At 42.4% G+C, this 26,666-nt stretch carries 29 protein-coding genes and 2 other annotated features; of the genes, 4 read left to right on the forward strand and 25 right to left on the reverse strand.

Going from position 1 to position 26,666, the window contains the following annotated elements:
* Positions 1 to 187: 187 nt before the first annotated feature.
* Positions 188 to 637 carry an NUDIX hydrolase gene (locus tag D7D50_RS00105; protein ID WP_023022485.1) on the forward strand — a complete coding sequence of 150 codons (450 nt, stop codon included), beginning with the start codon at positions 188 to 190 and terminating at the stop codon, positions 635 to 637.
* A 67-nt stretch (positions 638 to 704) separates the two neighbouring features.
* The gene (locus D7D50_RS00110; protein WP_006596776.1) at positions 705 to 1,007 is read left to right on the forward strand and encodes a DUF1827 family protein; all 303 of its coding nucleotides are present in this window, start codon (positions 705 to 707) and stop codon (positions 1,005 to 1,007) included.
* Positions 1,008 to 1,090: 83 nt separating this feature from the next.
* Here D7D50_RS00110 and D7D50_RS00115 read toward each other — a convergent pair whose 3' ends face one another.
* From D7D50_RS00115 to typA, 14 genes are all read right to left on the reverse strand, one after another.
* The gene (locus D7D50_RS00115; RefSeq protein WP_023022484.1) at positions 1,091 to 1,525 is read right to left on the reverse strand and encodes a GNAT family N-acetyltransferase; all 435 of its coding nucleotides are present in this window, start codon (positions 1,523 to 1,525) and stop codon (positions 1,091 to 1,093) included.
* A 215-nt stretch (positions 1,526 to 1,740) separates the two neighbouring features.
* Positions 1,741 to 4,533, reverse strand: a complete 2,793-nt coding sequence (gene ileS / locus D7D50_RS00120; protein ID WP_023022482.1) for an isoleucine--tRNA ligase — start codon at positions 4,531 to 4,533, stop codon at positions 1,741 to 1,743.
* 51 nt (positions 4,534 to 4,584) lie between these two features.
* Positions 4,585 to 4,801: a binding site (T-box leader), on the reverse strand.
* A complete protein-coding gene (locus tag D7D50_RS00125; protein ID WP_023022479.1) occupies positions 4,792 to 5,637 on the reverse strand; it encodes a DivIVA domain-containing protein in 846 nt (281 codons plus the stop codon). Its footprint overlaps the feature before it by 10 nt.
* 9 nt (positions 5,638 to 5,646) lie before the next feature.
* Entirely contained in the window at positions 5,647 to 6,435 is a 789-nt protein-coding gene (locus D7D50_RS00130) for a YlmH family RNA-binding protein (RefSeq protein WP_023022477.1), read from the reverse strand.
* Positions 6,432 to 6,692: a YggT family protein gene (locus D7D50_RS00135; RefSeq protein ID WP_006596781.1), complete on the reverse strand. Its 261-nt coding sequence runs from the start codon at positions 6,690 to 6,692 to the stop codon at positions 6,432 to 6,434. Before D7D50_RS00135 ends, D7D50_RS00130 begins: the two co-directional genes overlap by 4 nt.
* A 1-nt stretch (position 6,693) precedes the next feature.
* Positions 6,694 to 7,323 (reverse strand): cell division protein SepF, encoded by a 630-nt coding sequence (gene sepF / locus D7D50_RS00140; RefSeq protein WP_023022475.1) that lies wholly within the window; start codon positions 7,321 to 7,323, stop codon positions 6,694 to 6,696.
* Between the two features lie 9 nt (positions 7,324 to 7,332).
* Positions 7,333 to 8,001, reverse strand: a complete 669-nt coding sequence (locus D7D50_RS00145) for a YggS family pyridoxal phosphate-dependent enzyme (RefSeq protein WP_042507438.1) — start codon at positions 7,999 to 8,001, stop codon at positions 7,333 to 7,335.
* Positions 8,002 to 8,003: 2 nt separating this feature from the next.
* Positions 8,004 to 9,281, reverse strand: coding sequence for a cell division protein FtsZ (gene ftsZ / locus D7D50_RS00150; protein ID WP_120701160.1), 1,278 nt, complete (start codon positions 9,279 to 9,281; stop codon positions 8,004 to 8,006).
* A gap of 15 nt (positions 9,282 to 9,296) precedes the next feature.
* Positions 9,297 to 10,649, reverse strand: coding sequence for a cell division protein FtsA (ftsA, locus tag D7D50_RS00155; protein ID WP_023026449.1), 1,353 nt, complete (start codon positions 10,647 to 10,649; stop codon positions 9,297 to 9,299).
* Positions 10,650 to 10,789: 140 nt separating this feature from the next.
* Positions 10,790 to 12,007, reverse strand: a complete 1,218-nt coding sequence (locus D7D50_RS00160) for a cell division protein FtsQ/DivIB (RefSeq protein ID WP_023026448.1) — start codon at positions 12,005 to 12,007, stop codon at positions 10,790 to 10,792.
* Positions 12,004 to 13,074, reverse strand: a complete 1,071-nt coding sequence (locus D7D50_RS00165; RefSeq protein WP_023022463.1) for a UDP-N-acetylglucosamine--N-acetylmuramyl-(pentapeptide) pyrophosphoryl-undecaprenol N-acetylglucosamine transferase — start codon at positions 13,072 to 13,074, stop codon at positions 12,004 to 12,006. The genes D7D50_RS00160 and D7D50_RS00165 overlap by 4 nt, the downstream gene beginning before the upstream one ends.
* Before the next feature lies 1 nt (position 13,075).
* Positions 13,076 to 14,428, reverse strand: coding sequence for a UDP-N-acetylmuramoyl-L-alanine--D-glutamate ligase (gene murD, locus D7D50_RS00170; protein WP_023022461.1), 1,353 nt, complete (start codon positions 14,426 to 14,428; stop codon positions 13,076 to 13,078).
* 178 nt (positions 14,429 to 14,606) lie between these two features.
* Positions 14,607 to 14,873 carry a DUF3165 family protein gene (locus D7D50_RS00180; protein WP_023026447.1) on the reverse strand — a complete coding sequence of 89 codons (267 nt, stop codon included), beginning with the start codon at positions 14,871 to 14,873 and terminating at the stop codon, positions 14,607 to 14,609.
* 22 nt (positions 14,874 to 14,895) lie between these two features.
* A complete protein-coding gene (gene typA / locus D7D50_RS00185; protein ID WP_023022455.1) occupies positions 14,896 to 16,743 on the reverse strand; it encodes a translational GTPase TypA in 1,848 nt (615 codons plus the stop codon).
* Between the two features lie 238 nt (positions 16,744 to 16,981).
* On the opposite strand from typA, the gene D7D50_RS00190 reads away from it, so the two are divergent.
* Positions 16,982 to 17,707: a 16S rRNA pseudouridine(516) synthase gene (locus tag D7D50_RS00190; RefSeq protein ID WP_023022453.1), complete on the forward strand. Its 726-nt coding sequence runs from the start codon at positions 16,982 to 16,984 to the stop codon at positions 17,705 to 17,707.
* A gap of 193 nt (positions 17,708 to 17,900) precedes the next feature.
* On the opposite strand, the gene D7D50_RS00200 is transcribed toward D7D50_RS00190, so the two are convergent.
* The 4 genes from D7D50_RS00200 to D7D50_RS00215 all read right to left on the reverse strand — a co-directional run bounded on the left by D7D50_RS00200 (position 17,901) and on the right by D7D50_RS00215 (position 19,462).
* Positions 17,901 to 18,134: a hypothetical protein gene (locus D7D50_RS00200; protein WP_023022451.1), complete on the reverse strand. Its 234-nt coding sequence runs from the start codon at positions 18,132 to 18,134 to the stop codon at positions 17,901 to 17,903.
* A gap of 75 nt (positions 18,135 to 18,209) precedes the next feature.
* Positions 18,210 to 18,554 carry a rhodanese-like domain-containing protein gene (locus D7D50_RS00205; RefSeq protein ID WP_042507500.1) on the reverse strand — a complete coding sequence of 115 codons (345 nt, stop codon included), beginning with the start codon at positions 18,552 to 18,554 and terminating at the stop codon, positions 18,210 to 18,212.
* 38 nt (positions 18,555 to 18,592) lie between these two features.
* Positions 18,593 to 18,811, reverse strand: a complete 219-nt coding sequence (locus tag D7D50_RS00210) for a YqgQ family protein (protein WP_023022447.1) — start codon at positions 18,809 to 18,811, stop codon at positions 18,593 to 18,595.
* 123 nt (positions 18,812 to 18,934) lie between these two features.
* Positions 18,935 to 19,462 carry a Dps family protein gene (locus D7D50_RS00215; RefSeq protein WP_006596795.1) on the reverse strand — a complete coding sequence of 176 codons (528 nt, stop codon included), beginning with the start codon at positions 19,460 to 19,462 and terminating at the stop codon, positions 18,935 to 18,937.
* Between the two features lie 153 nt (positions 19,463 to 19,615).
* Here D7D50_RS00215 and D7D50_RS00220 point away from each other — a divergent pair, with 153 nt between their 5' ends.
* The gene (locus D7D50_RS00220; protein WP_120701161.1) at positions 19,616 to 20,275 is read left to right on the forward strand and encodes a prepilin peptidase; all 660 of its coding nucleotides are present in this window, start codon (positions 19,616 to 19,618) and stop codon (positions 20,273 to 20,275) included.
* 6 nt (positions 20,276 to 20,281) lie between these two features.
* On the opposite strand, the gene trpB is transcribed toward D7D50_RS00220, so the two are convergent.
* From trpB to rsmD, 7 genes are all read right to left on the reverse strand, one after another.
* Entirely contained in the window at positions 20,282 to 21,469 is a 1,188-nt protein-coding gene (gene trpB / locus D7D50_RS00225) for a tryptophan synthase subunit beta (protein WP_120701162.1), read from the reverse strand.
* 121 nt (positions 21,470 to 21,590) lie between these two features.
* Positions 21,591 to 21,826: a binding site (T-box leader), on the reverse strand.
* Between the two features lie 77 nt (positions 21,827 to 21,903).
* Complete coding sequence (locus D7D50_RS00230) at positions 21,904 to 22,437, reverse strand: VanZ family protein (protein ID WP_174705347.1); 534 nt, start codon at positions 22,435 to 22,437, stop codon at positions 21,904 to 21,906.
* Entirely contained in the window at positions 22,415 to 23,503 is a 1,089-nt protein-coding gene (rlmN, locus tag D7D50_RS00235) for a dual-specificity RNA methyltransferase RlmN (RefSeq protein ID WP_023022438.1), read from the reverse strand. The genes D7D50_RS00230 and rlmN overlap by 23 nt, the downstream gene beginning before the upstream one ends.
* An 18-nt stretch (positions 23,504 to 23,521) precedes the next feature.
* Positions 23,522 to 24,100, reverse strand: a complete 579-nt coding sequence (locus D7D50_RS00240; RefSeq protein WP_120701163.1) for a YutD family protein — start codon at positions 24,098 to 24,100, stop codon at positions 23,522 to 23,524.
* A 376-nt stretch (positions 24,101 to 24,476) separates the two neighbouring features.
* Positions 24,477 to 25,583, reverse strand: coding sequence for a SepM family pheromone-processing serine protease (locus D7D50_RS00250; protein WP_023026431.1), 1,107 nt, complete (start codon positions 25,581 to 25,583; stop codon positions 24,477 to 24,479).
* Positions 25,584 to 25,588: 5 nt separating this feature from the next.
* On the reverse strand, positions 25,589 to 26,062 hold the full coding sequence (gene coaD / locus D7D50_RS00255; RefSeq protein ID WP_023026429.1) for a pantetheine-phosphate adenylyltransferase: 474 nt from the start codon (positions 26,060 to 26,062) through the stop codon (positions 25,589 to 25,591).
* Entirely contained in the window at positions 26,052 to 26,591 is a 540-nt protein-coding gene (gene rsmD / locus D7D50_RS00260) for a 16S rRNA (guanine(966)-N(2))-methyltransferase RsmD (protein WP_117745082.1), read from the reverse strand. The genes coaD and rsmD overlap by 11 nt, the downstream gene beginning before the upstream one ends.
* Between the last annotated feature and the right edge of the window lie 75 nt (positions 26,592 to 26,666).

Below are 26,666 nucleotides of genomic sequence, written 5' to 3' on the forward strand. Positions count from 1 at the left end.
GTTGAGTGGGCTCTACTACGCTGATTTCGTCAGCTTTTATAGCCCTACTCAACTGTGCGGAGGTGGGACGACGAAATCGAATTCTAACGAATGACCGATTTCTGTCCCTCTCTCTTATTTTTATCTCCTACTGCTTTTTATGTCTATCTATGTTATAATGATAAAAAAATAAGAAGCGAGTTTTAATATGACTGTTGCAACTTTTGGGACAAAAGAAGAAAATGTTGACTATGTCAATCGTTATGGAGTCTATGCGGTAATTCCAAATCCAACCAAGGATAAAATCATCCTAGTCCAAGCACCAAATGGAGCTTGGTTCCTACCAGGTGGTGAAATCGAGGAAGGAGAAGATCATTTCTTGGCACTCGAGCGCGAACTGATCGAAGAATTGGGCTTCACTGCGACCATCGGCGAGTATTATGGCCAAGCAGACGAGTACTTCTATTCTAGTCACCGCGACACCCACTACTATAATCCTGCCTATATCTATGAAGTAACTGACTTTGTAGAAGCTCAAAAACCGCTAGAGGATTTCAATAACATTGCTTGGTTCCCAATCGACGAAGCCATTGACAGATTAAAAAGAGGAAGTCATAAGTGGGGCATCAAAATGTGGAAATCTGCCCAAAAATTGTAAGCGACTTCTTTCACAAAATAAAAAAAAGTGTTATAATAAATGGAGAAAGAGCTTAGGAGGATCTCACATGAAGCTTATGAATACAACAAATAGTCATGCTACTCTGGTCAAAAGTCAATTAGAAAGTACCGATGCTACCCTTGTTGAGGTCTATTCAGCTGGTAACACCGACGTTATCTTTACCAAAGCTCCTACACATTACGAATTGCTGATTAGTAACAAACACCGTGCCATTCGTGAAACAGAAGTTGAAAAAATTCGTGAGTTCTTTTTAAAACGCAAGATTGATCTTCAAATTATTGACCAATCTGCTATAAAGACCCTCTACTCTGATAAACTGATCGAAATTTCTTTCCCAATTGCTAAGTAAGGTTCTTCTACCTTACTTTTTTCTTTGCTATCTTTTTTTTAAAAAAACATCCGTTCACCTCGATAATGAGATGAACGGATGTTTTATTTCTGATAGATCATTTTTACGTGAGGGGTAGAAGCCAAGATAAAAGGCTCGCTCACCCTTTGAAAACCTAGCTTTTCATACAAGCCAACCACCTGTTCTTGGGCCTCAATTTCAATGGCCCGCCCAGGAAAGCTCTGTTCACACAGATCCAAAATCTGCTCCACCATAGCCCTTCCCAGTCCTTGGCCACGACTGTCTTTGGCTACAGCAACTCGGCCAAAATGAATCGTAGTCCCCGTCTCAAAGATCCGTGCATAGGCATCTACATTTCCCTTTTCGTCTTGATGAAAAAGGTGAAGAGCTCTAAGATCAATAGCATCAAGATCATTGTAGATTCTTGTCTGTTCCACGACAAAGGTTTCCAAACGCAATTGAACGATCTCGTAAAACTCTTTTAGTTCTAGTTCTTTAAATTCTTTCCGGTACCACATCAGTTCCTCTTTATTGAAAAGTCGAGGCTGGGACAAAAGTCCTAGCCTCTTTTTTGTCTTTGGATTGTCGAGCAAGACGCAGTGGTTGAGTGGGCTCTACTACGCTGATTACATCAGCTTTTATAGCCCTACTCAACTGTGCGGAGGTGGGACGACGAAATCGAATTCTAACGAATGACCGATTTCTGTCCCACTCTCGATTTTTTCACTTCTTATTATTTGGCTTCAAATCCTTCTGCTACTGCGTCTGCAAAGTTTTCTTCTACGATGCTTGCACAGTGGTCACAGATGGTTGCGTTGTAGCCACGTTCTGCTGTACTTGGATCGATACGACGGCAACGATCACAAACCTCACCAGCTGCACGTTCAACAGTGAAAGCAACATCTTCGAAGACCACCGCACCTTCTGGAGCTGGACCTTCTGCGATGGTCAATTCTGAGACAATCAAGAGTTGAGCAACATTGCTATCCACTGCCCCAAGAAGAGTCTTCACTACTTCGTTTGGATACACCGTCAAGTGAGCTTCAAGAGATTTACCGATCACTTTTTCATTCCGTGCTTCTTCTAAAGCTTTTTGAGCTTGGCCACGGAAGTCCATGAAGGCTGACCAGGCATCCAAGATTTCTTCTTGGTTAGCAAATGTTTGAGCTTCTGGTAATTCTGACAATTGAACGAAGTCTTCCGCTTCAAACTCAAGATAAGACCAGATTTCCTCTGCAGTGTGAGGAAGAATTGGTGTCAAAAGTTTGGTGATTTTCACAAGAATGTCATAGAAGACTGTTTGCATCTGACGGCGTTCAAGTGATTTCGCACCTTCGATGTAGACAACATCTTTGGCAAAATCAAGATAGAAGGCTGACAGATCAACATTGATAAAGTTCACCAAAGCCTTGTAGATGGTCAAGAATTCGAAATCTGCATAAGCATCACGAATGGTCTTAACAAGCTGGTTAAAGCGAATGGTCATGTACTTATCGACAGAACGAAGCTCTTCATAAGCTACTGCATCCTCAGCTGGGTTAAAGTCAGATGTGTTCGCAATCAAGAAACGAAGGGTGTTACGGATCTTACGGTAAGTCTCAGAAACTTGGCTCAAGATATCCATAGAGATACGTACGTCGTTGCTTGAATCCACACTGGTTACCCAGAGACGCAAGATTTCAGCACCAAATTGTTTTTCAACATCGCTTGGAGCAATTGTGTTTCCAAGAGATTTGGACATCTTCTCACCTTTACCGTCCAAGGCAAAACCTTGTGACAAGATTTGTTTGTAAGGTGCTACGCCATGGTTTGCCACAGATGTAATGAGTGAGGAGTTGAACCAACCACGGTACTGGTCAGAACCTTCTAGGTAAAGATCAGCTGGGTATTTGAGTTCTGGACGGTTGACAACTACTCCATTCCATGATGAACCGGAGTCGAACCATACGTCCATGATATCTGTTTCTTTCTTGAACTCTCCATTTGGAGAACCTGGATGCGTAAATCCTTCTGGCAAGAGGTCTTTGGCATCACGTTCCCACCAGATGATGGAACCATGCTCTTCAAAGAGTTGAGCCACATGCTCGATGGTTTCAGCTGTCATGATTGGTGTGCCATCTTCAGCGTAGAAGATTGGAAGTGGTACCCCCCAAGCACGCTGACGAGAGATGACCCAGTCACCACGGTCACGAATCATATTGTAAAGACGAACTTTCCCCCATTCTGAATGGAACTTCACTTTTTCAATTTCGTCCAAGATTTCTTGACGGAATTTTGAAACTGAGGCAAACCATTGTGGTACCGCACGCCAGATAATTGGTTTTTTTGTACGCCAGTCAAATGGGTAGGAGTGAGAGATTTCTTCTTGAGCAAGAAGCAAATCACCAAGCTTTTCAATGACCGTTGGGACAACCTTATCATAGAATTGACCTTCAAACTCAGGGCCAGCATTCGCCATCATGATCCCGCGTTCGTTAACCGTTACGGCAACTTCTAGACCATTGGCAACACCGACATTGTAGTCATCCTCACCAAAACCAGGGGCTGTATGGACAATACCTGTACCAGAGTCTGTTGTAACGTGATCACCAAGGATCACGAGTTCATCTACTGCTGTATCCCATGGGTGTTCTGTCACGATGTGGTTGAGGTCTTGTCCACGGTAAGTTGCCAAAACTTGAACATCAGCCCAACCAAACTTCTCAGACAAACTGTTCAACAATTCTGCAGCTACCACAAACTTACGAGTTTCGCCAGCTGGTTGCACCAAGACGTAATCAATATCCGCACCAACAGTCAAACCACGAGAAGCTGTGATGGTGAATGGTGTTGTTGTCCAGACAACGATGTATGTGTCTGTATCTAGGACACCTTTCCCATCTTTAACCTTGTTGGCATAGTAAAGGGACGTAGAAACTAAGTCATGGTATTCAATTTCCGCTTCAGCAAGTGCTGACTCAGATGACCATGACCAGTAAACAGGCTTCGCTCCACGGTAGATATAGCCTTTATTAGCCATTTCACCGAAGACACGGATTTGCGCTGCTTCATAGTCAGGTGTCAATGTTACATACGGATTTTCCCAGTCACCTGAAACACCCAAACGCTTGAAATCTTCACGTTGTTTATCTACTTGAGAGAGGGCGTATTCACGGCAAAGTTTCAAGTATTCAACCAAGTCCATCTCTTTGCGTTTGACACCTTGTTTTGCCAAAACTTGCTCGATTGGCAATCCGTGTGTATCCCAACCTGGGATGTATGGTGCGTAGAATCCTGACATAGATTTCGAACGAACAATGATATCTTTTGAAATCTTGTTCATGGCATGTCCTACGTGGATATTCCCGTTAGCATACGGAGGGCCATCATGCAAGGTGAAATGAGGTTTCCCTTGGTTCAATTCTTGACGGCGTTGATAAAGCTTTGCCTCATCCCATTCTTTTTGCCATACTGGTTCTTTTGTGGGAAGACCTGCCCGCATCGGGAACTCTGTCTTACCTAAATTTAGTGTCTCTTTGAGTTTCATGGAGTCTCCTATAAAAAATTATGATACAAAATAAAAGACCACGACCTCGCCAAAAAGGACGACAAGTCGTGGTACCACCTTCATTCAAGAAAGAGACTAGTCTCTTTCTCCTCTTTTGTCGCTAACGCTGACCAGCGTTAGTGGTTACTCATTTCGCCACTAAGATTTGTAAAAGGATCTACCTTAACAAAGGGAGTACAGGTCTTCCACCATCACCTGCTCGCTAAAACTATTTGATAAGGTCACTGTTTTTACAGATTATAAAATTGAAACAGTTTCCCGTTGTTCTTCCCCTTCTGGAGCGTCGATATCATCAACTTCAGGAGTTTCTACAACAATTTCTTCAATAGAATCTTGATCTACTTGATTTTTTTCTGCTTCTTCCAAAGCTTCTTGAACCTTTTCATTCAATCCTTCAAAAGCTTGAGTCGCAGACAATTCACGGTTTACAGCTTCAATATGTTTTTGCAATTCTTCAATTTCAGCACGTGAGAATTGACGAGTTAAATCAATTGCTTCATCATCGTAGTTATGATGAACCGTTTCTTCCAAAGCTTTTTCGACTACTTCACGGAAAGCCTCATCACTTGTTTGAATATACATAGCAGTTGGGCGAAGAATTTCATCCCATTCTGGTGTATCAATGATACTCAATTGACTTTCAATAGTTGATTTCAAACGTTGGTGGAAGACACGTGTCTTATTCTTCAATTCTTCCGTTTCTACTGCAACTTTCTTGGCATTGTCTGTAGCATGACGGAGAATCTCATTCGCTTTCGCTTTTGCTTCTTCGACTAGGTGGTGAGCATCTTGCTCAGCTTGACGAATAATCGTTTCTGAACGCTCATTTGCTGCGTGCTTCACACGTTCCGCAGTATCTTGAGCGATCAATACTGATTGACTCAAAGAGTCTTTCATTTCATCAAAGTAATTCAAGCGTTCTTCCAACGCACTAATTTTTGTTTCCAATTCATGTTTTTCACGAACTAATTTTTCATAGTCTCGGTAGACCATGTCTTGAAACTCTTCAACTTCTTTAGCATCGTAGCCTCTAAATTTTACATAAAAGCGTTTATCTTTGATTTCTAAAGCTGTAAGTGCCATAGTTACTCCTTATTTTCTACTGGAAAATACTTCAACTGTTATTTTGTATTTCCCGCTTTTTGATTGGCCGTTTTCTGATAGAAATTTAAAGCGGCCATATTTTCGAACACTAATTAAATCTGCTACTTGAATCATCCGACTAGGATTATCAATTGGCGCATAGTTTACCTTTACTTGGCCAGACTGAATCAATTGAACAGCAACAGACCGAGCAAGCTTAAAAGTCGAGGCTACTAGCTTATCAAGCCGTACACTAGTAACCAATAGGTCTTTGATCTTGGATGGTTCTTCTACAAAAATCCTGTCTCGACAGTCGATCTCACGAATCTTCACAGAGGCTTTTGCAATTTTTCTAAGATTCTCTTTGAAGTAGGAAGAGAAACGTGCATCCACATAAATATGAATTTTCCCCTGTCCAACCACGATATCTCCAAAAGACTTTCTTTCCAAGCCTAGCTGATGGAGAAGCGAGCCCAAAACTTGAGAATGACTTAATCGATAGAATTTATCCGGATAGAGAACTTCTAATAAGGCAATCTCAAAATCAGATGCATCCAACACATAGTAGCTAGGAGCAAGAATCACCCGTGCATATTCTGTTGGATAAATTTCTGAACTTGAGAATACCTGCAAACCGTGGTGGGCACCAATTTGTTGTAAAATATCAACCTGATGTGGATTTAAAAAAGAGGTCAGTTCAAAACTATACTGTTGCTCCACCCGAGCCACTAATTCTAGGACTCGATCGATAAATACGTGATCTTCTTGACTATAGTGTTGATAAAATCCCTTGGTCATATAAATTGTACCAAAAATTGAAGGACAAATCGTTCCACTACGGACAGAGCGAGCAAGGCAAACATGACCGTAAAGTCTAACCCACCAAATTGCAAAGGAATCTTTCTAAATAGGCTCAAAAATGGTTCGACGATCCGTTGAACCATTTTAGCTAAAGCCGATTCTGATGCATTTGGAAACCAACTAAGCAACGCATAGATGATTAATACTAGCTCAAAAACCTGAAAGAAATTTCTAACTAATTGTAGGACAAACATATTAACGATTTCGTTTCATATCAAAGTCATATTCAGCAATTTCGACATCATTTGGAAGGCGAATATCTTCAATATTCACAACAACATTGATTGGTGTTAGTAAGTACATAGTACTTGCAACACGACGTAGATTCCCGGCTAATACATAGCGAGCACCATCCAAATAATCCAAACATCTTCTCGCCTGAACTTCAGTCATGTATTGGAAGTCAATGAGAATACTTTCGTTTGCCAACAACAAGTCAACAATTTCAGTTGCTTCTTCGTATTTACGAGGATAGCGGACATCAATTGTAATCTTTTCATCTGCAGCAGAACGATTTCTTGCCAACTCTTGTTGACGTTGATGAAGTCGAGTAATATTTTCAGAAGATGATTTTTGAGATGAAGCTGATTCAACCACTGCTGTAGAAGCTACTTGTGGACGACTTGCTGCAACAGGAGTAGGTTTCTGCTCCTTGGCAGCTCCCACAGCTTTTGGACGTGGTTTTGATGATGGTTGTACTGGTTTAGGGGATGATACAGGTTGGCTAGCACCGACTGCTTGAGCAGGCGCTTCTTGCACATCGTACTCATCTCCATCTTCAGTAAAATAATCAATCAATCGATCAAATCTATCTTTAAATGACATAATTCTTTCCTATTTGAAAAATGAGGTCCCAATTCGCACAAAAGTCGCACCGTTAGCAATTGCTACATCATAATCACGACTCATTCCCATGCTTAACTCTGTAAAGGGCATATTTTTCAACTGTTTCTTTTGTAATTCTTTTTGAAGTTGGTGAGTTGCTGCAAATATGGCTTGCAACTCGTCCTGACTTGCCTCAAAAGGAGCCATCGTCATTAAGCCAACAATTTGTAAGTTATCCAAGTTTTCCATTTCTGGAAGAAGAGCATCGAGCTCTTCCGGAGCAAATCCATGCTTGCTTTCTTCTCCAGAAATATTAACTTGTATAAAACATTTAATTGGGTGACTCGCCCTTTTTTGAATTTCTTGGGCAAGCTTCATAGAATCTAAAGCATGGAAGTAATCTACATAATTGATAACTTCTTTTACTTTACGACGTTGGAGACTACCGATCAAATGCCAGGTAAGTCCCTCACCTTTTAGAGCTTGGTATTTTTCTAGAAATTTATCAACACGGTTTTCACCGATATGACGGACTCCTGTATCTACCAGAGCCTTAGCTTGGTCGATACCGACATACTTAGTAACAGCAATTACATTCACCTGATCAGTGCGGTTTGCTGTTTCCATTGCTTGTGCAACCTGCGAGAATATACGCTCTTTATTTTCAATCAGATTCATTCTTAACGGTTACGGAAAAATGGTGGTGTTTCCAACTCATCATCTTCTGAAGAAGAATCCACATAGCGCTCAACTTGACGACCAGTGCTAGTATCAGACTGACGTACAATGTTTTCACGACGAATGTCCCAATCTCCAAACGCAGATCCACGAGGTTTTTCTTGTTTAGCACGTGATTGAGGAGTAGGCATGTCGATTTCTTCCTTCAAATCGAATTCGCGATCAAATTGTGGAGTTTGTGGACGTTGTTCACGTGGTCCAGTTTGATAATAACGTGCTGAACTTGGTGCATGAGATGCAATTCCACTAACTTTTTCAACTTTGTCCTGACGAACACCAGTTGCGACAACCGTTACACGAATCTCATCTTTCATTGATTCATCAATAGATGTACCGAGCCAAATGTTTACGCCATGACCAGCTGCTTGGTTAACAATTTCAGAAGCTTCTTCTGCTTCAATCAAGGTCATATCCAAACCACCAGTAACGTTGACGATCACATCTTCAGCACCGTCAATGGTTGTTTCAAGGAGTGGTGAGTAGATGGCTTTACGAGCTGCTTCAATCACACGCTCTTCACCATTACCAACACCGATACCCATCAAGGCATTTCCTTTGTTTTCCATAACAGTCTTCACGTCAGCGAAGTCAAGGTTAATCAATCCTGGGCTTGTGATCAAGTCAGTGATCCCTTGAACCCCTTGGCGAAGGACATTATCTGCTTCACTCAATGCTTCAAGAAGTGGTGTTTTCTTATCAACAATTTCTAACAAGTTGTTGTTAGAAATGATCAACAAGGTATCCACATGCTCGCGAAGTTCATTGATCCCTTCGATTGCATAGTTGCTACGTTTGGTTCCTTCAAATCCGAAAGGACGAGTCACAACGGCTACTGTCAAAGCACCAACAGCTTTAGCAATACGAGCGATAACTGGTGCAGCACCTGTACCAGATCCTCCACCCATTCCCGCTGTGATGAAGACCATGTCTGCACCTTGCAAAGCTTCCGTCAATACTTCTTCACTTTCTTCTGCGGCTTTACGACCAACCTCAGGTTGACCTCCAGCACCCAAACCACGAGTCAACTTAGGACCCAATTGGATAACTGTTTCTGCTTTTGCACTTGAAAGTGCTTGTACGTCTGTGTTTGCTGCGATGAATTCTACACCAGCAACTCCTTCGTCAATCATACGGTTGATGGCATTACCGCCACCGCCACCGACACCGATTACTTTAATAACTGCACCTTGTGCCGCTGCTGTGTCAAATGAAAATGTCATAAATACTTACACTCCTTAATCAAACATATTACCGATTAAATTCTTCATTCGGTCTGTAAAGGTAGTTTTTTCTTCTTGTTTTTGTTCTTCAACTGGATGTTGTTGCTCGACGTTTACTACAGGTTCAATTTCGTCCGGTACATAAGCTGGAACTACTGGTTGCTGTGTTGGGCGTTCGAACTGAATTGGTTGCTGACGAAGACGTTGGTCCCCATGTACAGCAGCCTGAGCAAGAATATCTACATCTGTTAGATTTCCTGCATATTCAGACAAGCTAATCACGTGGGCAAAAGCTGGATTGCGGATACCAATTTGATTTGGAACGTACAATTTCACATTTACACCAAAGACTTCTTGTGCCAACTCTTCAATACCAGGGAGAATAGCGCCACCACCGATGATGACAATTCCTCCAGGCAAATCAAGCAAATGTCTTCTTTCAAGATCTTGTTTGATTTGGTCGAAGATGTGTTTAATCCGAGCTGAAATAATTTCTGCCAAATATTTTTCAGATACTTGAACAGGTTCTACTTCACCAATCACTTCAACATGGAAGACTTCATCACCAACTGCAGGAACATAAGCTGCTCCATAGTTGAACTTCAAACTTTCTGCTAATTTTTGAGAAGTTTTCAATACTTTAGAAATATCCTTAGTAACGTAGTCGCCACCTTCTTGATAGATATTTGTAAATTGAAGTTCTTGATTACGAACAGAAGCTACTGTCGTTTGTCCTCCACCTAAATCAATGACAGTCGCACCAAACTCACGTTCTCCTTCGTTTAATACAGACTTAATCATTGCAAGCGGTGAAATAATGATGTTTTCAACTTGTAAACCAGCACGTTCAACTGTTTTCCGTAAATTATGGAGGACAGTTCTTGGACCAGTATACAAGAGTCCACGCATTTCCAAACGAATCCCCATCATACCACGTGGGTCACGAATTCCTTGGAAACCATCGACTGTGAATTCTTCTGGAATAAAGGTAATGACTTCACGGTCAGGCGTCATACTCTTCGTCAAAGCAGACCGTACAACATTTTCCACGTCTGCATCCGTAATTTCTTTTGAATCACTGGTTACAGGAATCATTCCTTGAGTTGCTTCAATTTGAAGAAGGTTCGCTGGCAATCCAACGTTGACAAGATTGATTGAAATTCCTGCTTTTTCTTCTGCCTGACTTACTGCATTTTTAATCGCATTCGAAGCAGCCTCAATATCAACAATAATTCCATCTTTGACGCCAGCACTTTTCGCATTGCTGACTCCAATTACATTCATTTCTCCATTGACATGTTCTGCCACCAATACTTTTATTGAACTAGTACCGATATCTAAACCTGTAAAAAAGCCGTTTCTAGCCATTACACCAGTCCTCTCTCTTTTGTTTTCCTATACGTCAGTTAATAGCTCCATTTAGTTAGAACTATCCAAATTTTATTATAACACAAATATGCCCATAGTGGGCATATTTTCTTCATTTATTTCAGATAATTTATGAGGGCTTACTCAGCGGGAACTTCTTCGTGTTGCTCGGTTACGACTGCACTCTCATCAGAATCTGTCGAGTTGGCGTCCGCTTCCTCCGTTTTGTTCCCTTCCCCTTGCTCTTCTTCTTTCTTTTCCTGAGCTAAAGTAGCCATTGTTTCTGCATTATAACTGTATATACCCGCTTCCATGTCAATGACACTGTCATCTTCAATCAGTTTACGAATCTTATCGTAATAAGGCAATTTACGCTTGATCTGAGATACAGGCACTAAAACCTTGGTGCCATCCTTCATGGTTAGCGTCACCAAATCCTTAGTCACCTTGCTCGGTGTCAAGTCCACTGACTCAATTTTATCTCGTACAGTAGATGGTATTTTCCCCAGTTGTTTGACAAATTGTCGGACCAATTCTCGATCAGAAAAACGAACGCTTAGGTAAGACTTGGGAAGCTGATCCGTAGCAACCGGTGTCTCCACGACTTCTCCATTCTCTAAAATGGGATAGTGGTCTTCCTCATTCACATAGTAACCAAAAACCTGGTATTCCTCAACCTGAACCTTAAAAGTCGTAGGGAAAGCATAGGTCATTGATATATCCTTGACCCAGGGACTCGCCGCCTTCATATTAGCAAGATAACGATCCCGATTTAAGAAAGTTGTCAAGGTATAATCCCGATCTTGGATACGACTTTTTTCGAACAACAGGGTCTGATCCGTATTTTTATTCCCTGAAAATTCGATCACTTTTTGCTTCGCTAGGGGCGTTAAAAGATAGGTAGAAAAGAGAGCAATCAGGGTACTGATAACCAAAACTGGAATAGCTCTGTAGATGTGACGTCTCGCAATTTGGCCTTCCTTTTTAGCCTCCTTCGCTAGTACCTCTTCTTCGAACATAGCTTCTGAAGCTTCTGTTAGGTAGATGATTTTTTCTTCTTCAGACTCTTCTTCTATTTCTTCAGGAAGAGTTTCTTGCAATTCCTCCTCAGCTACATTGGCCACATTCTCATCTTCCTCTTCATCTATAGTCTCGGCATCTTGCTCTACGGCATCTAGATCTTCAGAGGGAGTTTTTTGATTCAGAAGTTCCTGTCTTTCCTTCTCTTCTTGTGCTTTCTTTTCTTTTTCTTCTTGCTCTTCTAATTGTTTTTTCTTTTGATACTCCTGGTTTCGTCTCTGCCACTCAGAGAGCTTAGTGACTTCCTTAGGAGTTTTTTGGTTCTTCTTATCCGTCATTTTTTCCTTTTATTAATTTCTTGATGGACCAGACTGTAAAATTCATCCAAGGAAAGCAGCTCATTCGAAGACTTCATCGCTTGATGATAGCTTTCTGCCCCTTGGAACATTTTATCCATCGTATTTTGCAAACGATCCATGCTCAATTCTGGTTCAGCGATGGTTTCTGCATAACCTTTCTCAACGAAATATTGAGCGTTTTCGATCTGATCTCCCCGACTAGCTTCTTTTCCTAGAGGAACGATGATATGTAGCTTATTCATGGCTAAGAGTTCAAAAATCGTATTGGCACCGCCACGAGTCACCACTAGGTCTGCCTTTTGGAGCAATGGAAGATAGTGATCCGTCACGTAATCCACGCGATAAAGATGAGGAGCTTGCTCATTTAAAGAGGAGTCCCCTGTCAAATTAATGACATTGTAGCTTGCCAACAAGGCTTCTCGATTATTTGTAACAAACTCATTGAACACTCGTGCACCAGCAGAGCCCCCCACAAAGAGAAGGGTTGGCAACTGTGGATCAAATTGAGCAAATACTGCTTCTAATTCTACTGGGGTTGGAACTTGCCCCTGATGAACCTTGGTCACAGCTCCTACATGTTGGGCTTTGACTAGGCTTTTCGGTTGCTCAAAGGTCGTGAACATTTTCGTCGCAAACTTATAAGCAATTTTATTGGCCAAGCCCATGGAACGGTCTGATTCGTGTACCAATACAGGAACGAAACAAAGTCGTGCAGCCACTACCGGAGGAACCGAAACGAAGCCTCCTTTAGAAAACAAGACCTGTGGCCGTACACACAGCATGATCCAAATCGATTGGAGAATCCCCCAGAAGACCTTGAAGATATCCAACATGTTTTGCCAAGAGAAATAACGGCGCAGCTTACCCGTCGCAATCGAGTGGAATTGAATGTCCAAGCCAGATTTCAAAATCTCTTGGTGTTCAATCCCTTTCTTGTCTCCAATATAATGAACTTCCCAACCGTCCTCGATAAAGCGAGGGATAAGGAGAAGGTTCAAGGTGACGTGGCCAACTGTACCTCCCCCTGTGAATACTATTTTTTTCATATTATTTTTTCAACTCTTCTACTGTTTTAAGGAATTCATCGCCCCGCACTTCAAAATTCGCATACATGTCCCAGCTGGCATTGGCTGGACTAAGCAAGACAATATCGCCTGCATCAGCGAATTCAAAGGCTTTGCGCGTTGCGTCTGCCACATCCGTCGCATCTAGATAGGCCACACCTGCTTGATCCGCTGCCCGTTTCACCCGTTCAGCAGACTCTCCAAGGATGACCATTTTTTTAAGACCGGTAATATCTGGCACCAATTCATCAAATTCATTGCCTCGGTCCAAGCCACCAGCGATTAAGATGACATGAGCGTTATCAAATCCAGACAAGGCTTTTTGGGTTGCTAAGATATTGGTAGACTTACTATCATTGTAGAATTTCACCCCTTCAATTTCAGCCACATACTGCAAGCGGTGCTTCACCCCGCCAAAGGCTGATAAGGTTTCTTGGATCGTTTGATTGTCAATGCCACGAAGTTTGGCCACTGCAATGGTAGCTAAAGCATTTTCTACATTGTGACTACCTGGTACTCCGATTTGATCTGCTCGCATAACGGCTTCACCTCGGAAGTAAAGGACACCATCCTCTAAATAAGCTCCGTCCACCTTTTTTTGAGTTGAAAATGGCACCACAGTAGCCTGCGTTTGCTTAGCCAAATCTTTAGCGAGATCTTGGTTAAAGTTCAGTACCACAAAATCCTTGGCAGTCATATTCTTTTGAATAGCCCATTTTGCAGCTACATAACCTTCGAAGGATCCATGATAATCCAAGTGGGTTGGCATGAGATTAGTAATCACTGCGATTTCTGGATGGAAGGCTTCAATTCCCATCAATTGGAAAGAAGATAATTCCATCACCAATGTGTCTTTAGCTGTCGCTGTTTGAGCGACTTGACTAGCTGGAAAACCAATATTCCCAGACAAAAGACCATTTTGTCCAGCGGCAGTTAACACTTCCCCAATCATGGTAGTGGTGGTTGTCTTTCCATTTGAACCAGTGATGCCGATGATCGGCGCTTCTGAAATGAGGTAAGCCAATTCAACCTCAGTCAAAACAGGGATGCCTTTTTCAAGGGCCCGTTGGACCATGGGATTCGTGTATGGAATTCCAGGATTCTTCACCATCACCGCAAAGTCTTCATCCAAGAGTTCCAGAGGATGTCCTCCTGTCACGACTTTGATTCCTTCTTCCAGCAAACTCTGGGCTGCAGGATTTTCTTCAAAGGCTTTTCCATCATTCACCGTTACGATGGCTCCTAAGCGATCTAGTAAACGTGCTGCAGATTCTCCGGATTTCGCCAATCCTAAAACAAGGACTTTTTTATTTTTAAATGTTTCAATGATGTTCATAGCTTTTTTACTCCAATTTGTTCACCTTCTATTTTACCCTTTTTTAGACAATTTAAAAAGCCTTAAGACAGCAAAAGAAGCAACACCTTACAAAAATGACCTCTTCCCCTTCTTTCATAAAAAAGTCGCCATGATTTTACATCACAACGACTCTATTTCTGGAGTAAAAATCTCCAGTTTATTCTGATTTATCCAAGCGTTTAGAAGACTTGGTTGGCAACCGCGAGATATCAACAAGGGCCAGGTAGCCTACAAAAGCAAGGAAGGCACCAACAAAAAATTCTGAAGGTAATTGGAAGATTTGGAAAATTGCTAAGCAAAGCAGAATCACCAAAGAGACCAATAATACGACCAGGGTTACTACATTCAGAGTTCCTCTAATACTCTTTGGAGCTGCAAAAAGATAAAAAAGGAGGATCAAAATACCTATAATTAAATAAACCATTTTGTCACTCCTTTCTTATTTCTTATTCAGCTGCAGCTGATTTTTTCTTTTTGTTTGCTTTTTCGCGCTCTGCTTTGTTGAGGATTTGCTTACGCAAACGAATAGATTCTGGCGTTACTTCCATGTACTCATCGTCATTCAAGAACTCAAGTGATTCTTCAAGAGTCAAGATACGAGGAGTCTTGATAACCGCTGTTTGGTCCTTAGTAGCTGAACGGACATTGGTCATTTGTTTAGCCTTGGTGATGTTAACGGTCAAGTCATTTTCACGAGAGTTTTCACCGATAATCATTCCTTCGTAAACCTCAGTACCTGGGTTGACAAAGATCGTACCACGTTCTTCGATAGACATGATTGCGTAGGTTGTTGCCTTACCAGCATCGATAGAAACGAGGGCCCCACGGTGACGGCCACCAATTTCACCTGGAATCATTGGCAAGTATTGGTCAAAGGTATGGTTCATGATTCCATATCCACGTGTCATTGACAAGAACTCAGTTGAGTATCCAATCAAACCACGCGCAGGAACAAGGAAGACCAAACGAGTTTGCCCGTTTCCAGTAGCCACCATATCCAACATTTCACCCTTACGCTCAGAAAGGCTTTGGATAACAGATCCTTGGTATTCTTCAGGTGTATCGATTTGTACGCGTTCAAACGGCTCACACTTGACACCATCAATTTCTTTGATGATCACTTCTGGACGAGATACTTGAAGTTCATAACCTTCACGGCGCATGGTTTCAATCAAGATAGACAAGTGCAATTCACCACGTCCTGAAACTGTCCATTTATCTGGTGAATCCGTTGGGTCTACACGAAGTGAAACGTCTGTTTGCAACTCAGCTTGAAGGCGCTCTTCAACCTTACGAGAAGTGACCCATTTCCCTTCACGACCGGCAAATGGTGAATTGTTAACCAAGAAGGTCATTTGAAGAGTCGGTTCGTCGATGTGAAGAACTGGCAATGCCTCAACTGCGTCTGTAGGAGTAATCGTTTCCCCAACGAAGATATCTTCCATACCTGAAACGGCAATCAAGTCACCCGCTTTGGCTTCTTGGATTTCACGACGTTCCAAACCAAAGAAACCGAAGAGTTTGGTCACACGGAAGTTCTTGGTTGTACCGTCCAATTTAGAAAGGGTAACTTGGTCACCAACTTTTACTGTCCCACGGAAGACGCGACCAATACCAATACGACCAACGAAGTCATTATAGTCCAAGAGTGACACTTGGAATTGAAGAGGCTCATCTGAGTTATCAACCGGAGCAGGGATGTGGTCAATAATGGTGTCAAAGATTGGCGCCATAGTCTTTTCTTGATCTGCTGGATCATCAGATAATGAAGATGTTCCGTTGATAGCTGACGCATAAACGACTGGGAAGTCAAGCTGGTCATCATCCGCACCAAGCTCGATGAAGAGTTCCAAGACTTCATCTACAACTTCTGCTGGACGAGCTGATGGTTTGTCGATTTTGTTAACGACAACGATCGGCACAAGGTCTTGTTCCAAGGCTTTTTTCAATACGAAACGAGTCTGTGGCATAGTCCCTTCGTAAGCATCTACGACCAAAACAACACCGTCAACCATTTTCATGATCCGCTCAACTTCTCCACCGAAGTCCGCGTGTCCTGGCGTGTCCATGATATTAATACGAGTTCCGTTGTAGGCAACTGCTGTATTCTTCGCAAGGATGGTGATTCCACGCTCTTTTTCGATATCGTTTGAGTCCATAGCACGCTCTGCCAACTCTGTACGCGCGTCAAGAGTTTCAGATTGTTTCAATAATTCGTCAACGAGGGTTGTTTTTCCGTGGTCGACGTGGGCGATAATCGCGATATTACGGATATCTTCTCTTAATTTTGTCATGATTTCCTCTACAGTATTCAAAAATTTATTTTCTAACTGAGCAATTATACCACAATTTTAAGCAAATGGCATAACTCAGACAAGTGTAAATGTTTTCATGCTTTCTTTTGAAAATCTTCTTTCTCATTCCCACTCCTAACCACTCTATTCATGAAAATCTTTCAAGTCTTCAATCTCTTTTCTTCACCCTTTTTCCGAATACTTGTGATTCTCTTCATTTCATGCTATCCTGTTTTTTATGAGATTAGATCAATTACTGGCCCACTACCAAATTCCTCGTAAGGAAATCAAACAGAGCCTGGCTAAAAGGCAGATTCTAGTCGACGGGCTTGCTGCAACAAAATTATCCCAAAATGTCGATACAGGTCTCCAAGAGGTTCGCTGGAAAAATCGGGTCCTTACCGACTGTTCCCATCATTATTTTCTTCTCCACAAGCCCCAAGGGCTGGTGACGGCTACCAAGGATGCCCAGCATCCTACAGTGCTGGACCTCCTTCGAGCAGAAGATCGAACACCCAATACCTATCCTATCGGCCGGCTAGATCGGGATACCACCGGTCTGCTCTTACTCACAGACAATGGACCGCTAGGTTTCCAACTCCTTCACCCTCGATACCATATTGAAAAAGAATACGCAGTAACAGTTAACGGCCCTCTCGAACCCGCTCATATCGATCGTTTTCAAGAAGGGATCACTTTTTTAGATGGGACCAGGTGTAAGCCTGCCAAACTAAAAATCCTTACCTCCAGTCCCAAAGAAAGCCGAGCACTAGTCACCCTGTCTGAAGGGAAATTCCATCAGGTAAAAAAAATGTTCCTCTCAGTCGGTGTCAAGGTCACTGCTCTAAAACGAGTTCAGTTTGGGGATTTTACATTAGATTCAGAGCTAGAAGAGGGTCAATATCGCCCTTTGAACCAAGATGAATTACAGATTATTAAAAACTACTTAGAAAACAGTTGCTAAAACAAAAAAGAGGCTGGGACAAAAGTCCTAGCCTCTCAATTGTCTTTGGATTGTCGAGCAAGACGCAATGGTTGAGTGGGCTCTACTACGCTGATTTCATCAGCTTTTACAGTCCTACTCAACTGTGCGGAGGTGGGACGACGAAATCGAATTCTAACGAATGACCGATTTCTGTCCCACTCTCTTTTTTTTTTTAATTAATCCCCGAAAGTTGTGAGATAAACACGAGACAGAAAATTACAGAAAGCACAATCCCTACAATAGAGAGCATTATTTCTGTCGTATAGTCTAGTCCAGACTCTTTTTGATTTAAAATAGCCGAGCCCAAACCAAAAACACCAAAAATAATACTGATCAATGGAAATATAAAGGCAACTATGATAGATATGATACCCAAAACAAATGAGGCATTGTTCTTTTCTTGCAATTTCTAGAAACTCCTTAAAATTAATATCATTTTATTATGATACATCAAGCATCTTTAGCAACATTTTCCTTGATCTTAACTAGTCTTTACCTTTCCATCCCATGAATCCAAACCGTAGGACAAGATATAGATATCTTTATAGCCTTGTTTTTTCAAGAAGAGGGCCGCATTGGTCACACGGGAACCACGACTGTTCTCATAAAGCAAGACTGGTTTATCTTTTCGAAGAGCCGCCAAGCTCACTTTCAATTGGTTGGATGGAATGTTCCGAGCCCCTAAAATATGCTTAGCGTGGAACTCATTCGGATCACGCAAGTCTACTAATTGGCCTTTGCGGATCAATTCTTCAAACTCTACATTGTCCACAATTTTTGCAGCACGACGGATACGGAAGTAATTGTAACCCATCCAGCCGAACATTGCTAAAACAATCAACCATACTAAAATATTTACTAAACTCACTTTTCTTTATCCTCTTCTAAATAACGTAATTCCTGTGCATGTTCTCTGCGTAAGACAGCTTCTGCTTCTAGATAATCCAATTTTTCCATCAGCCCAGCGTCATAGATCCTTTTCAATTCAATCTTCATCAATTCGATGTCGTAAAGCCGTTTTCCGACATAAATGATGATTCCAAATTTTTTCAGAAATTGTTGAACATCGTACAGGGTTTTCATGTGCTTATTCTATCAAATCTTCCAAGTATTTTCAAGATGGTCCCTGTTTTATTTACAGGAAAAATCACTTCCGAGTAAAAACGAGCCTCCCCATCAAGGAAGGCTCGTTTGTTTCTTTTCAGATTACAAACCTGGTGCTTGGCCTAATTCAGCGGCAATCATCCAGATATGTTTTTCCAATTCAGCTTTTGCACCAACAAAGATATCGTTGGTCACATCATCTCCTTCAGCGTCTGTGATATCCAAGGCTTTTTGATAAAGACTTACCAAATAGCGGAAGATAGAAAGGACACGTCCCAAATTTTCTTCCATAGAGCGTTCAAATGAACCTTTTTCTTCTTGGATATTGCTGTGTTCCAAGAACTCAACCATGCTAGCATATGGGGCACCACCCAAGGTAATCAAGCGTTCACTCACTTCATCAAGAGTCGCATCCAAGCTTTCCATGTACTCATCCATTTTTGGATGCCATACGAGGAAGCCACGACCACGCATATACCAATGTACTTGGTGCAAGGCAATATGAGCGACATAAAGGTCTGCCACCACTTGATTCAAAACCGCTTTTGTATCGGTTAAACTCTTGCTTACTTCGCTGATGGTTGCAAATGTTGCTACGTCTTTTGCTGCTTCTTTTTTAATTGTTGTCATAAATAGATTCTCCTTTTTTAGAATTATTCTAATTTAGTTATATTATAATCCTTCTAATTTAGAAATGCAAGAAAAAATGCTTAAATAAGAAAAGTTAGAAAATTGTTTCATTTCTAATTGTTATTAGTCATCTTTTTTACGAATACTATAAGTATGATCAACTTTTATTTTTTTACAGTCGGTTCCTGTATTGCCTCCTTTTTAGGACTCGTCATCGACCGCTTTCCAGAAAGCTCCATCATTCGTCCAAGAAGCCATTGCGACCATTGCCAACAGACCTTGAGACCTCTGGACCTGATTCCTATCCTCTCACAAGTCCTCTTTCGATTCCGTTGTCGCTACTGCCAGAGTCCGCTTCCTTATTGGTATGCTCTCTTTGAAGCCTGGTCTGGCCTCCTTTTTTTGCTGTGCTATCAGGGCCTTCTTCCTATTTTTCATCTTTTCGTTCTGCTTGGTAGTTGTGTTTTGGCCATCTACGATTTGCGCTCCATGGAGTATCCGCTTCTCCTCTGGCTGGTGCTCCACGCTCTTTGCCTGTTTTTCACCAGCCCTACCCTCTTGATGGGAGTCTTTCTCTTCTTAGGAGTCCTGTCAGCTGTTTACTCCATCGGCATTGGAGCAGGGGACTTTCTCTTACTGGCTACTTTTTCTTTGACCCTCTCAGCTGTCCAAGTCCTCCTCGTCATGCAAGGGGCTTCTCTCATTGGTCTCCTTGTCTTCCTCTTAAAAAAAGAAAAAGACCGGATTCCTTTTGTTCCCTGTCTTTTTCTGAGTTATCAGGCTTTACTGTTTTTTACAATTTTTAGCAGATAAGATTTCTTATTTTGTAGCTTTCGCTTCTAGATAATCGGCAATCGCAGCCACGTCCTTATCCCCACGTCCAGAAACATTGATAATAATAATCTTATCTTTGTCCAGTTGTGGAGCACGTTTAACAGCTTCTGCAATGGCATGTGAACTTTCAATAGCTGGGAGGATTCCCTCTGTCTTACTGAGAAGAAGAAGAGCTTGAACGGCTTCATCATCTGTCGCCGCCACATATTCGACACGACCAGAGTCTTTAAAGAAGGCATGCTCTGGACCAACTCCTGGATAGTCCAAACCAGCTGAGATAGAGTAGACTGGAGCAAGTTCTCCATCTTCCTTAAAGACTGCATAGGTTTTCATTCCATCGACGATACCTACACTACCTTTAGTCATAGTTGCTGCGTGTTTATCAGTATCTAGACCATGACCAGCAGCTTCTACCCCGACCAATTTCACTTCTTCATCTGCTACATACTGTGAAAAGGCACCGATGGCATTAGAACCACCACCGACACAGGCAATAACGTAATCTGGCAGACGTCCTTCTTTTTCCAAGATTTGGCGACGAGATTCTTCACTGATGACTTTTTGGAATTCATGCACAATGGTTGGATAAGGGTGAGGTCCAACAGCAGAACCCAAGACATAAAAAGCATCCAGATCCGCCATCCATGCTCCAAAAGCAGCATCAACAGCATCTTTCAAGGTCTTCGTACCTGTTTCAACGGCATGAACGGTTGCCCCCATCATTTCCATGCGGAAGACATTGAGACGTTGGCGCTCAACATCTTCTGCCCCCATGTAGACATCACAGGCCATGCCAAACTTAGCTGCCGCAGCTGCTGTAGCCACACCATGTTGACCGGCTCCTGTTTCAGCAATCACGCGGGTTTTGCCCATGCGCTTAGCCAAGAGGATTTGCCCCAAGACGTTATTCAATTTATGCGAACCTAGGTGATTCAGGTCTTCACGTTTCAAATAAATTTTTGCCCCACCTAAATGCTCTGTCAAACTTTCCGCAAAGTAGAGCGGTGTTTCGCGTCCAGAATAATCTTTCAAATAATGTTTATATTCAGCGATAAATTCTGGGTCATTTTTGTACTGTTCAAAGGTTTTCTCTAATTGATCGAGCAAGTTTTGAATAGGTTCTGGTACGAAAGACCCACCAAATTGTCCGAAATAGCCTTTTGTTTCTGTCATGATTGTGTCCTCTTTTCTATATCTTCAATTCTGTTTATGATCTTTTTCTCTCTCTGGTCCTTTGAGCTGCAGTCTCACAGGGTCCTTTTGAGATACAAAAAACCTCACACAGAAAAATCTGTGTGAGGACGATTCGATACCGCGGTGCCACCTCAATTGTAGGAAAACATACTTTCTCCTACATCTCTGACCTGTCTAGCAACAGGCTGCACGATAAGGTGTGCTCACCGAATTTTTATTGTTTCAAATTCATCATCATAAACGCATCAGCCCATTTCAAGATCTACCACTGCTTGTTCACAATGACCACAAGCTCCCTGGAAGTGAGAAAAACCTCTACTTTTCTGATGTCTTGAAGCTATTATAGCTTCCTACCTATCGTTTGTCAACCCAAAATTTGAAATCGTCTTCAATCGTTCGGATTTTGGACCAAACTAAGATGGCTTGTCCTTACTCATAGAAGCTTGCAGCCATTTAAAACACAGATAGGCTAGGTAGCCTCCCAGGGTATTGGTCCACAGATCATCTATCTCAAATACCCGATTGAAATCAAACAAGAGGTCTAGGACAATCTGACTGAGCTCGATCCATAAACTCATCCCTAGACTAAAGCAAAGGACGCGTTTCCGAGTGCCTAGCCAAGGCCAGAGCCAAAGCAGCTGAAAGACCAAAGGGAATAAGAGAAAGATGTTGGCTATATTTTGTACAAACACCTTGATCAGCTGGACCAGGCTGGTCACTTGAGCTAGGTTGATGAGGGAATTAAAGGGAACCAGCAATACGACTACTCGCCCAAAATGTTGGATACCAGGTGTTTCCATTCCTGGTTCAGGCCGTTGGGGGAGAAAACACATGAGACAGAGCAAGACAAAATAGAAGAAACTGCCACCTAGTAGCAGTTGTCTTCCTTTATTTGTTAATTGACCTTGTTCTATCAGCCCCTTGTTACGGTTGAACTTGTTCAACAATGGCTTTCTCCCGGTCTCTCTTCATCGTATTGGAACGCAATTGGCCACAAGCAGCATCAATATCCGTACCATGCTCTTGACGAACCACGCAGTTGACTCCGTTTTTCTTCAAGGTGTCATAAAAGGCCATCACGCGCTCTCTTGGACTCCGGCTATACTGATCATGCTCACTAACTGGGTTGTAAGGAATCAAGTTTACATAAGATAACTTCTTGATCTTTTTAAGGAGTTCTGCCAATTCTAAGGCTTGTTCGACACCATCATTGACTTCATTAAGCATGATGTACTCGAAGGTTACCCGGCGGTTGGTCGTTTCAATATAGTACTCAATAGCCGCAAATAATTTCTCGATTGGGAAAGCGCGGTTGATTTTCATGATGCTGGAACGCAAGTCATTATTTGGAGCATGAAGTGATACCGCCAAGTTGACCTGAACCCCTTCATTAGCAAAATCACGAATCTTATGAGCCAAGCCAGAAGTTGAAACGGTAATGTGGCGGGCACCGATAGCCAGTCCCTTGTCATCATTGACCGTACGGACAAAGCTCAAGACATTCTTGTAGTTATCAAACGGCTCACCAATTCCCATCACAACGATGTGGCTGACGCGTTCATCTTGACCACGCTCGTCAAAGTACTTTTGAACTAGCATGATTTGGGCAACGATTTCCCCACTGTTCAAGTCGCGTTGCTTCTTGATCAAACCAGATGCACAGAAGGTACAGCCGATGTTGCATCCTACCTGAGTGGTGACACAGACTGACAAGCCATAATGTTGGCGCATCAAAACTGTCTCGATCAACATGCCATCTGGCAATTCAAAAAGGTATTTGACAGTTCCATCTGCTGATTCTTGCACAATCCGTTGTTTCAAAGGATTGATCACGAACTGATCATTCAATGTTTCGATCAAGCTCTTAGATAGGTTGGTCATTTCTTCAAATGACTGGACACGTTTCCGATAGAGCCATTCCCAGATTTGGGTTGCTCGGAATTTCTTTTCACCATGTTCTTCTGCCCACTCGATCAGTTCTTGTCGAGTCAGGCCATAAATTGAAGGTTTCATCTTATCTCTTTTCTCTCTTTACTTTTGACGGATGACAAAGTGGCGTTCTTGCCCACCCTGTGCATCTTTTTTTCTAGACCGCTGACGGTTCTTTTTCTTTGGTTGAGAAGTCTTTTGTTTTTGCTCTTGTTCACGTTCTCGTTGCTGATTTTTAGAACGATTTCGGCGATTTTGACGACCGCCACGCTTAGTAGAACGGTTGCCCTCTTCCTGTTGTTTTGGAGAAGATTTCTTGTCAAAGGATGCTCGACGGGGTTCTGCATTTTCTAGGACAAAATAAGCACAGCCATAGCTACAGTATTCTAATAAATAATCTTCCAGGCGGCTGATTTTCTCTGCATCTGTGACCGGACGATCGTCCTTATAGAAACCACGTAGACGCAACTGTTCATTGCTCCAATCACCGACAATATAATCAAATTTGGTTAAAACCTCTGAAAAACGCTGACCAAAGACCGTCGCATCAAAGGCATCATTTTGGTTCTCAACCAGCTCAAATGTCAATTGTTCTGCTAGCACTTGATTGCCGACCAGACGAAATTCCGGTCCAGGATATTTATTATAATTAAATAATTCAGGGGATATTTCTTTGCGCATAGCCTTCCTTTATTCATACCTTTAGTTGTAACACTTTATTTTATCATAAATCCCTAGCTTTAGATAGAATTTCAACGGAAAAGAGAGATTCTGTAAAAAGTCTGACGATTTAATTTACCTCTTCTTCCTGTCTCATCAGAAAAAATAGGCTTTTTCAAAGCTTACTCAGACGGAAAATAAAAAGGAGGCTGGGACAAAAGTCCTAGCCTCTCAATTATCTTTGGATTGTCGAGCAAGACGCAGTGGTTGAGTGGGCTCTACTACGCTGATTTCATCAGCTTTTACAGCCCTACTCAACTGTGCGGAGGTGGGACGACGAAATCGAATTCTAACGAATGACCGATTTCTGTCCCACTCTCTTTTCGAGCAAGCTACTTTAATTCTTTTTCAAATAATCAATAGCATCCTGCAAGGTTTTGACAGGGACAATTTTCATCTTGGTCTTAATTTTTTTAGCTGTTTCTACCGCTTCATCGTAGTTGCTCTTGGCATTAGGATTATTCTTTTTAACTTCCTCTGTCACCGGATTATCAGGGGCAAAGAAGATTTCAGCACCAGCGCGATCTGCCGCCACGACTTTCTTATCCACTCCACCGATATCTCCGACAGTCCCATCATGGTTAATGGTCCCTGTCCCCGCGATGTGGCGTCCCTGACGAAGGTCTGGATCCGCTACCTGGGTATAGATGGACAAACTAAACATCATCCCGGCACTTGGGCCACCGATGCCAGCTGTCGCAAACTCAATTGGCACGTCACTCTTCACTTCTGTTCGGTCAATCAAGCTAATCCCAATCCCATTCTTGCCATTGACCAACTTAATAATCTTTCCTTCAGCTGTCTTGGTCTGGCCATCTTCTGTGTAGGTCACTGTGACCTTGTCCCCAATTTTTTGGGAACCAACATACTCGATGAGCTCTTTTGAGCTCTTAAAGGTTTTGTCATTCACAGCCGTAACCGTGTCCGCAATATTTAGAACGCCTTTGAAAGTAGAGTCTTCTGCTACTTGCATGACATAAACACCTAAGAATTCCATCTCTGTCTCTTTACCAGCAGTTTTTAATCCTTGGTATTTGGCAGTATTTTGAGAGGTTTCCATATAAAATTGATTAATCCGGAAAAATTCCTCACTGGAACTGCCACCAGTCATTTCTTGTTCAGAGTGGATGTCTGTAAAAGGAGTCACCCAGGCATAGACTATATCCGAGAAGGTCGCTTGCTTGACGGCAACAGTGACAAAATCATACGAACCAGATGCTTCATCATTTTTCTGGTTGACGCGCATCACTTGGCGAATATCTTCTGAACTCCCGGGCATTTCCAGATAATAGGGCAGGGGAACAAAGAAAGCTAGCAAGGCCAGAATCAGAAGCAAAGTCCCAATAATCGGCCAGCGATAGGTTCTCCACACACTATCTTTTTTGCGTACAGGTTCAAATGGGCTTTCTGGTAACTGATCCCTTTGTTTCTCAAATTCATTCATTCCTTTTATTTCATCTCCTTTATAACACTCTCTGGGACATAGGCACTGACATCTTGCTGGAAGGTCAGCAACTCGCGAATTCTCGTCGAGCTCAAGGCCTGGTACTGGGGCTGGGTACAAAGATAGATGGTCTCAAGCTCTGGAGCCAGCTGGTGATTGAAGTAGTCCATGTTGCTTTCATAGAGGAAGTCTTGGCTATTTCGCAGGCCTCGAACTAAGCTCGTCACTCCATACCGTCTAGCCACTTCTACTGCCAACTCTGCCTCTGAGATGATGACTCTTACATTGGACAAATGAGCTACTGCCTCTGTCACCATGGCCTCTCTTTGCTCAATGGTAAAATAGCCCTTCTTCTCATGATTAAAGAAGATGCCTACATACAAGCAATCAAACAAGCGACTAGCTCGCTCTATCAAATCCAAGTGTCCCAAGGTCATTGGGTCAAATGAACCTGTAAATAACCCTATTTTATCTGACATAAACCGTTACCTTACTAATTCCGTAGATTTTTTCTTTCCAGATTCCTAGACAAGCAATCTCCTCAGGCAAGTCTACTGCCTTGTCCGTCTCACAGACGACCATGACCTCTTCTCCCAGCAAGTCTCGTTCAGCCAAGGTTTCAATATCGGCTACGATCTGCTCCTTGGCATAGGGAGGATCTAAGAAAACAAGGTCAAAGGTCCCCTGCAATTGGCTGAGTGCTTGGTGAGCCTCCATCTTCAGCAATTGAAATTTGTGGCTTTCCTTTGTCATTTGGATATTGCTGGCAATGATCCCTTGGGCTCTGCGGTCTTTCTCGACCAAGACAGCCTGCTCCATCCCCCGCGATACCGCTTCGATGGACAAGCCACCTGAGCCAGCATATAGATCCAAGACCCGCCCCCCATCAAAATAAGGACCGATCATATTAAACATAGCCCCTCTCACCTTATCTGAAGTGGGCCTCGTTGTCTTTCCTTCGAGCGTCTTAAGAGGACGCCCTCCATAGGTACCTGATACAATCTTCATAGAGATTATTATATCAAAATTTGGATAAAAGATACAAAAACACCTACTCTCTCCAGTCTGAGATCTGCTGAACCA

The organism is Streptococcus koreensis (assembly GCF_003627135.1).
In the GTDB taxonomy this organism is placed as follows: domain Bacteria; phylum Bacillota; class Bacilli; order Lactobacillales; family Streptococcaceae; genus Streptococcus; species Streptococcus ilei.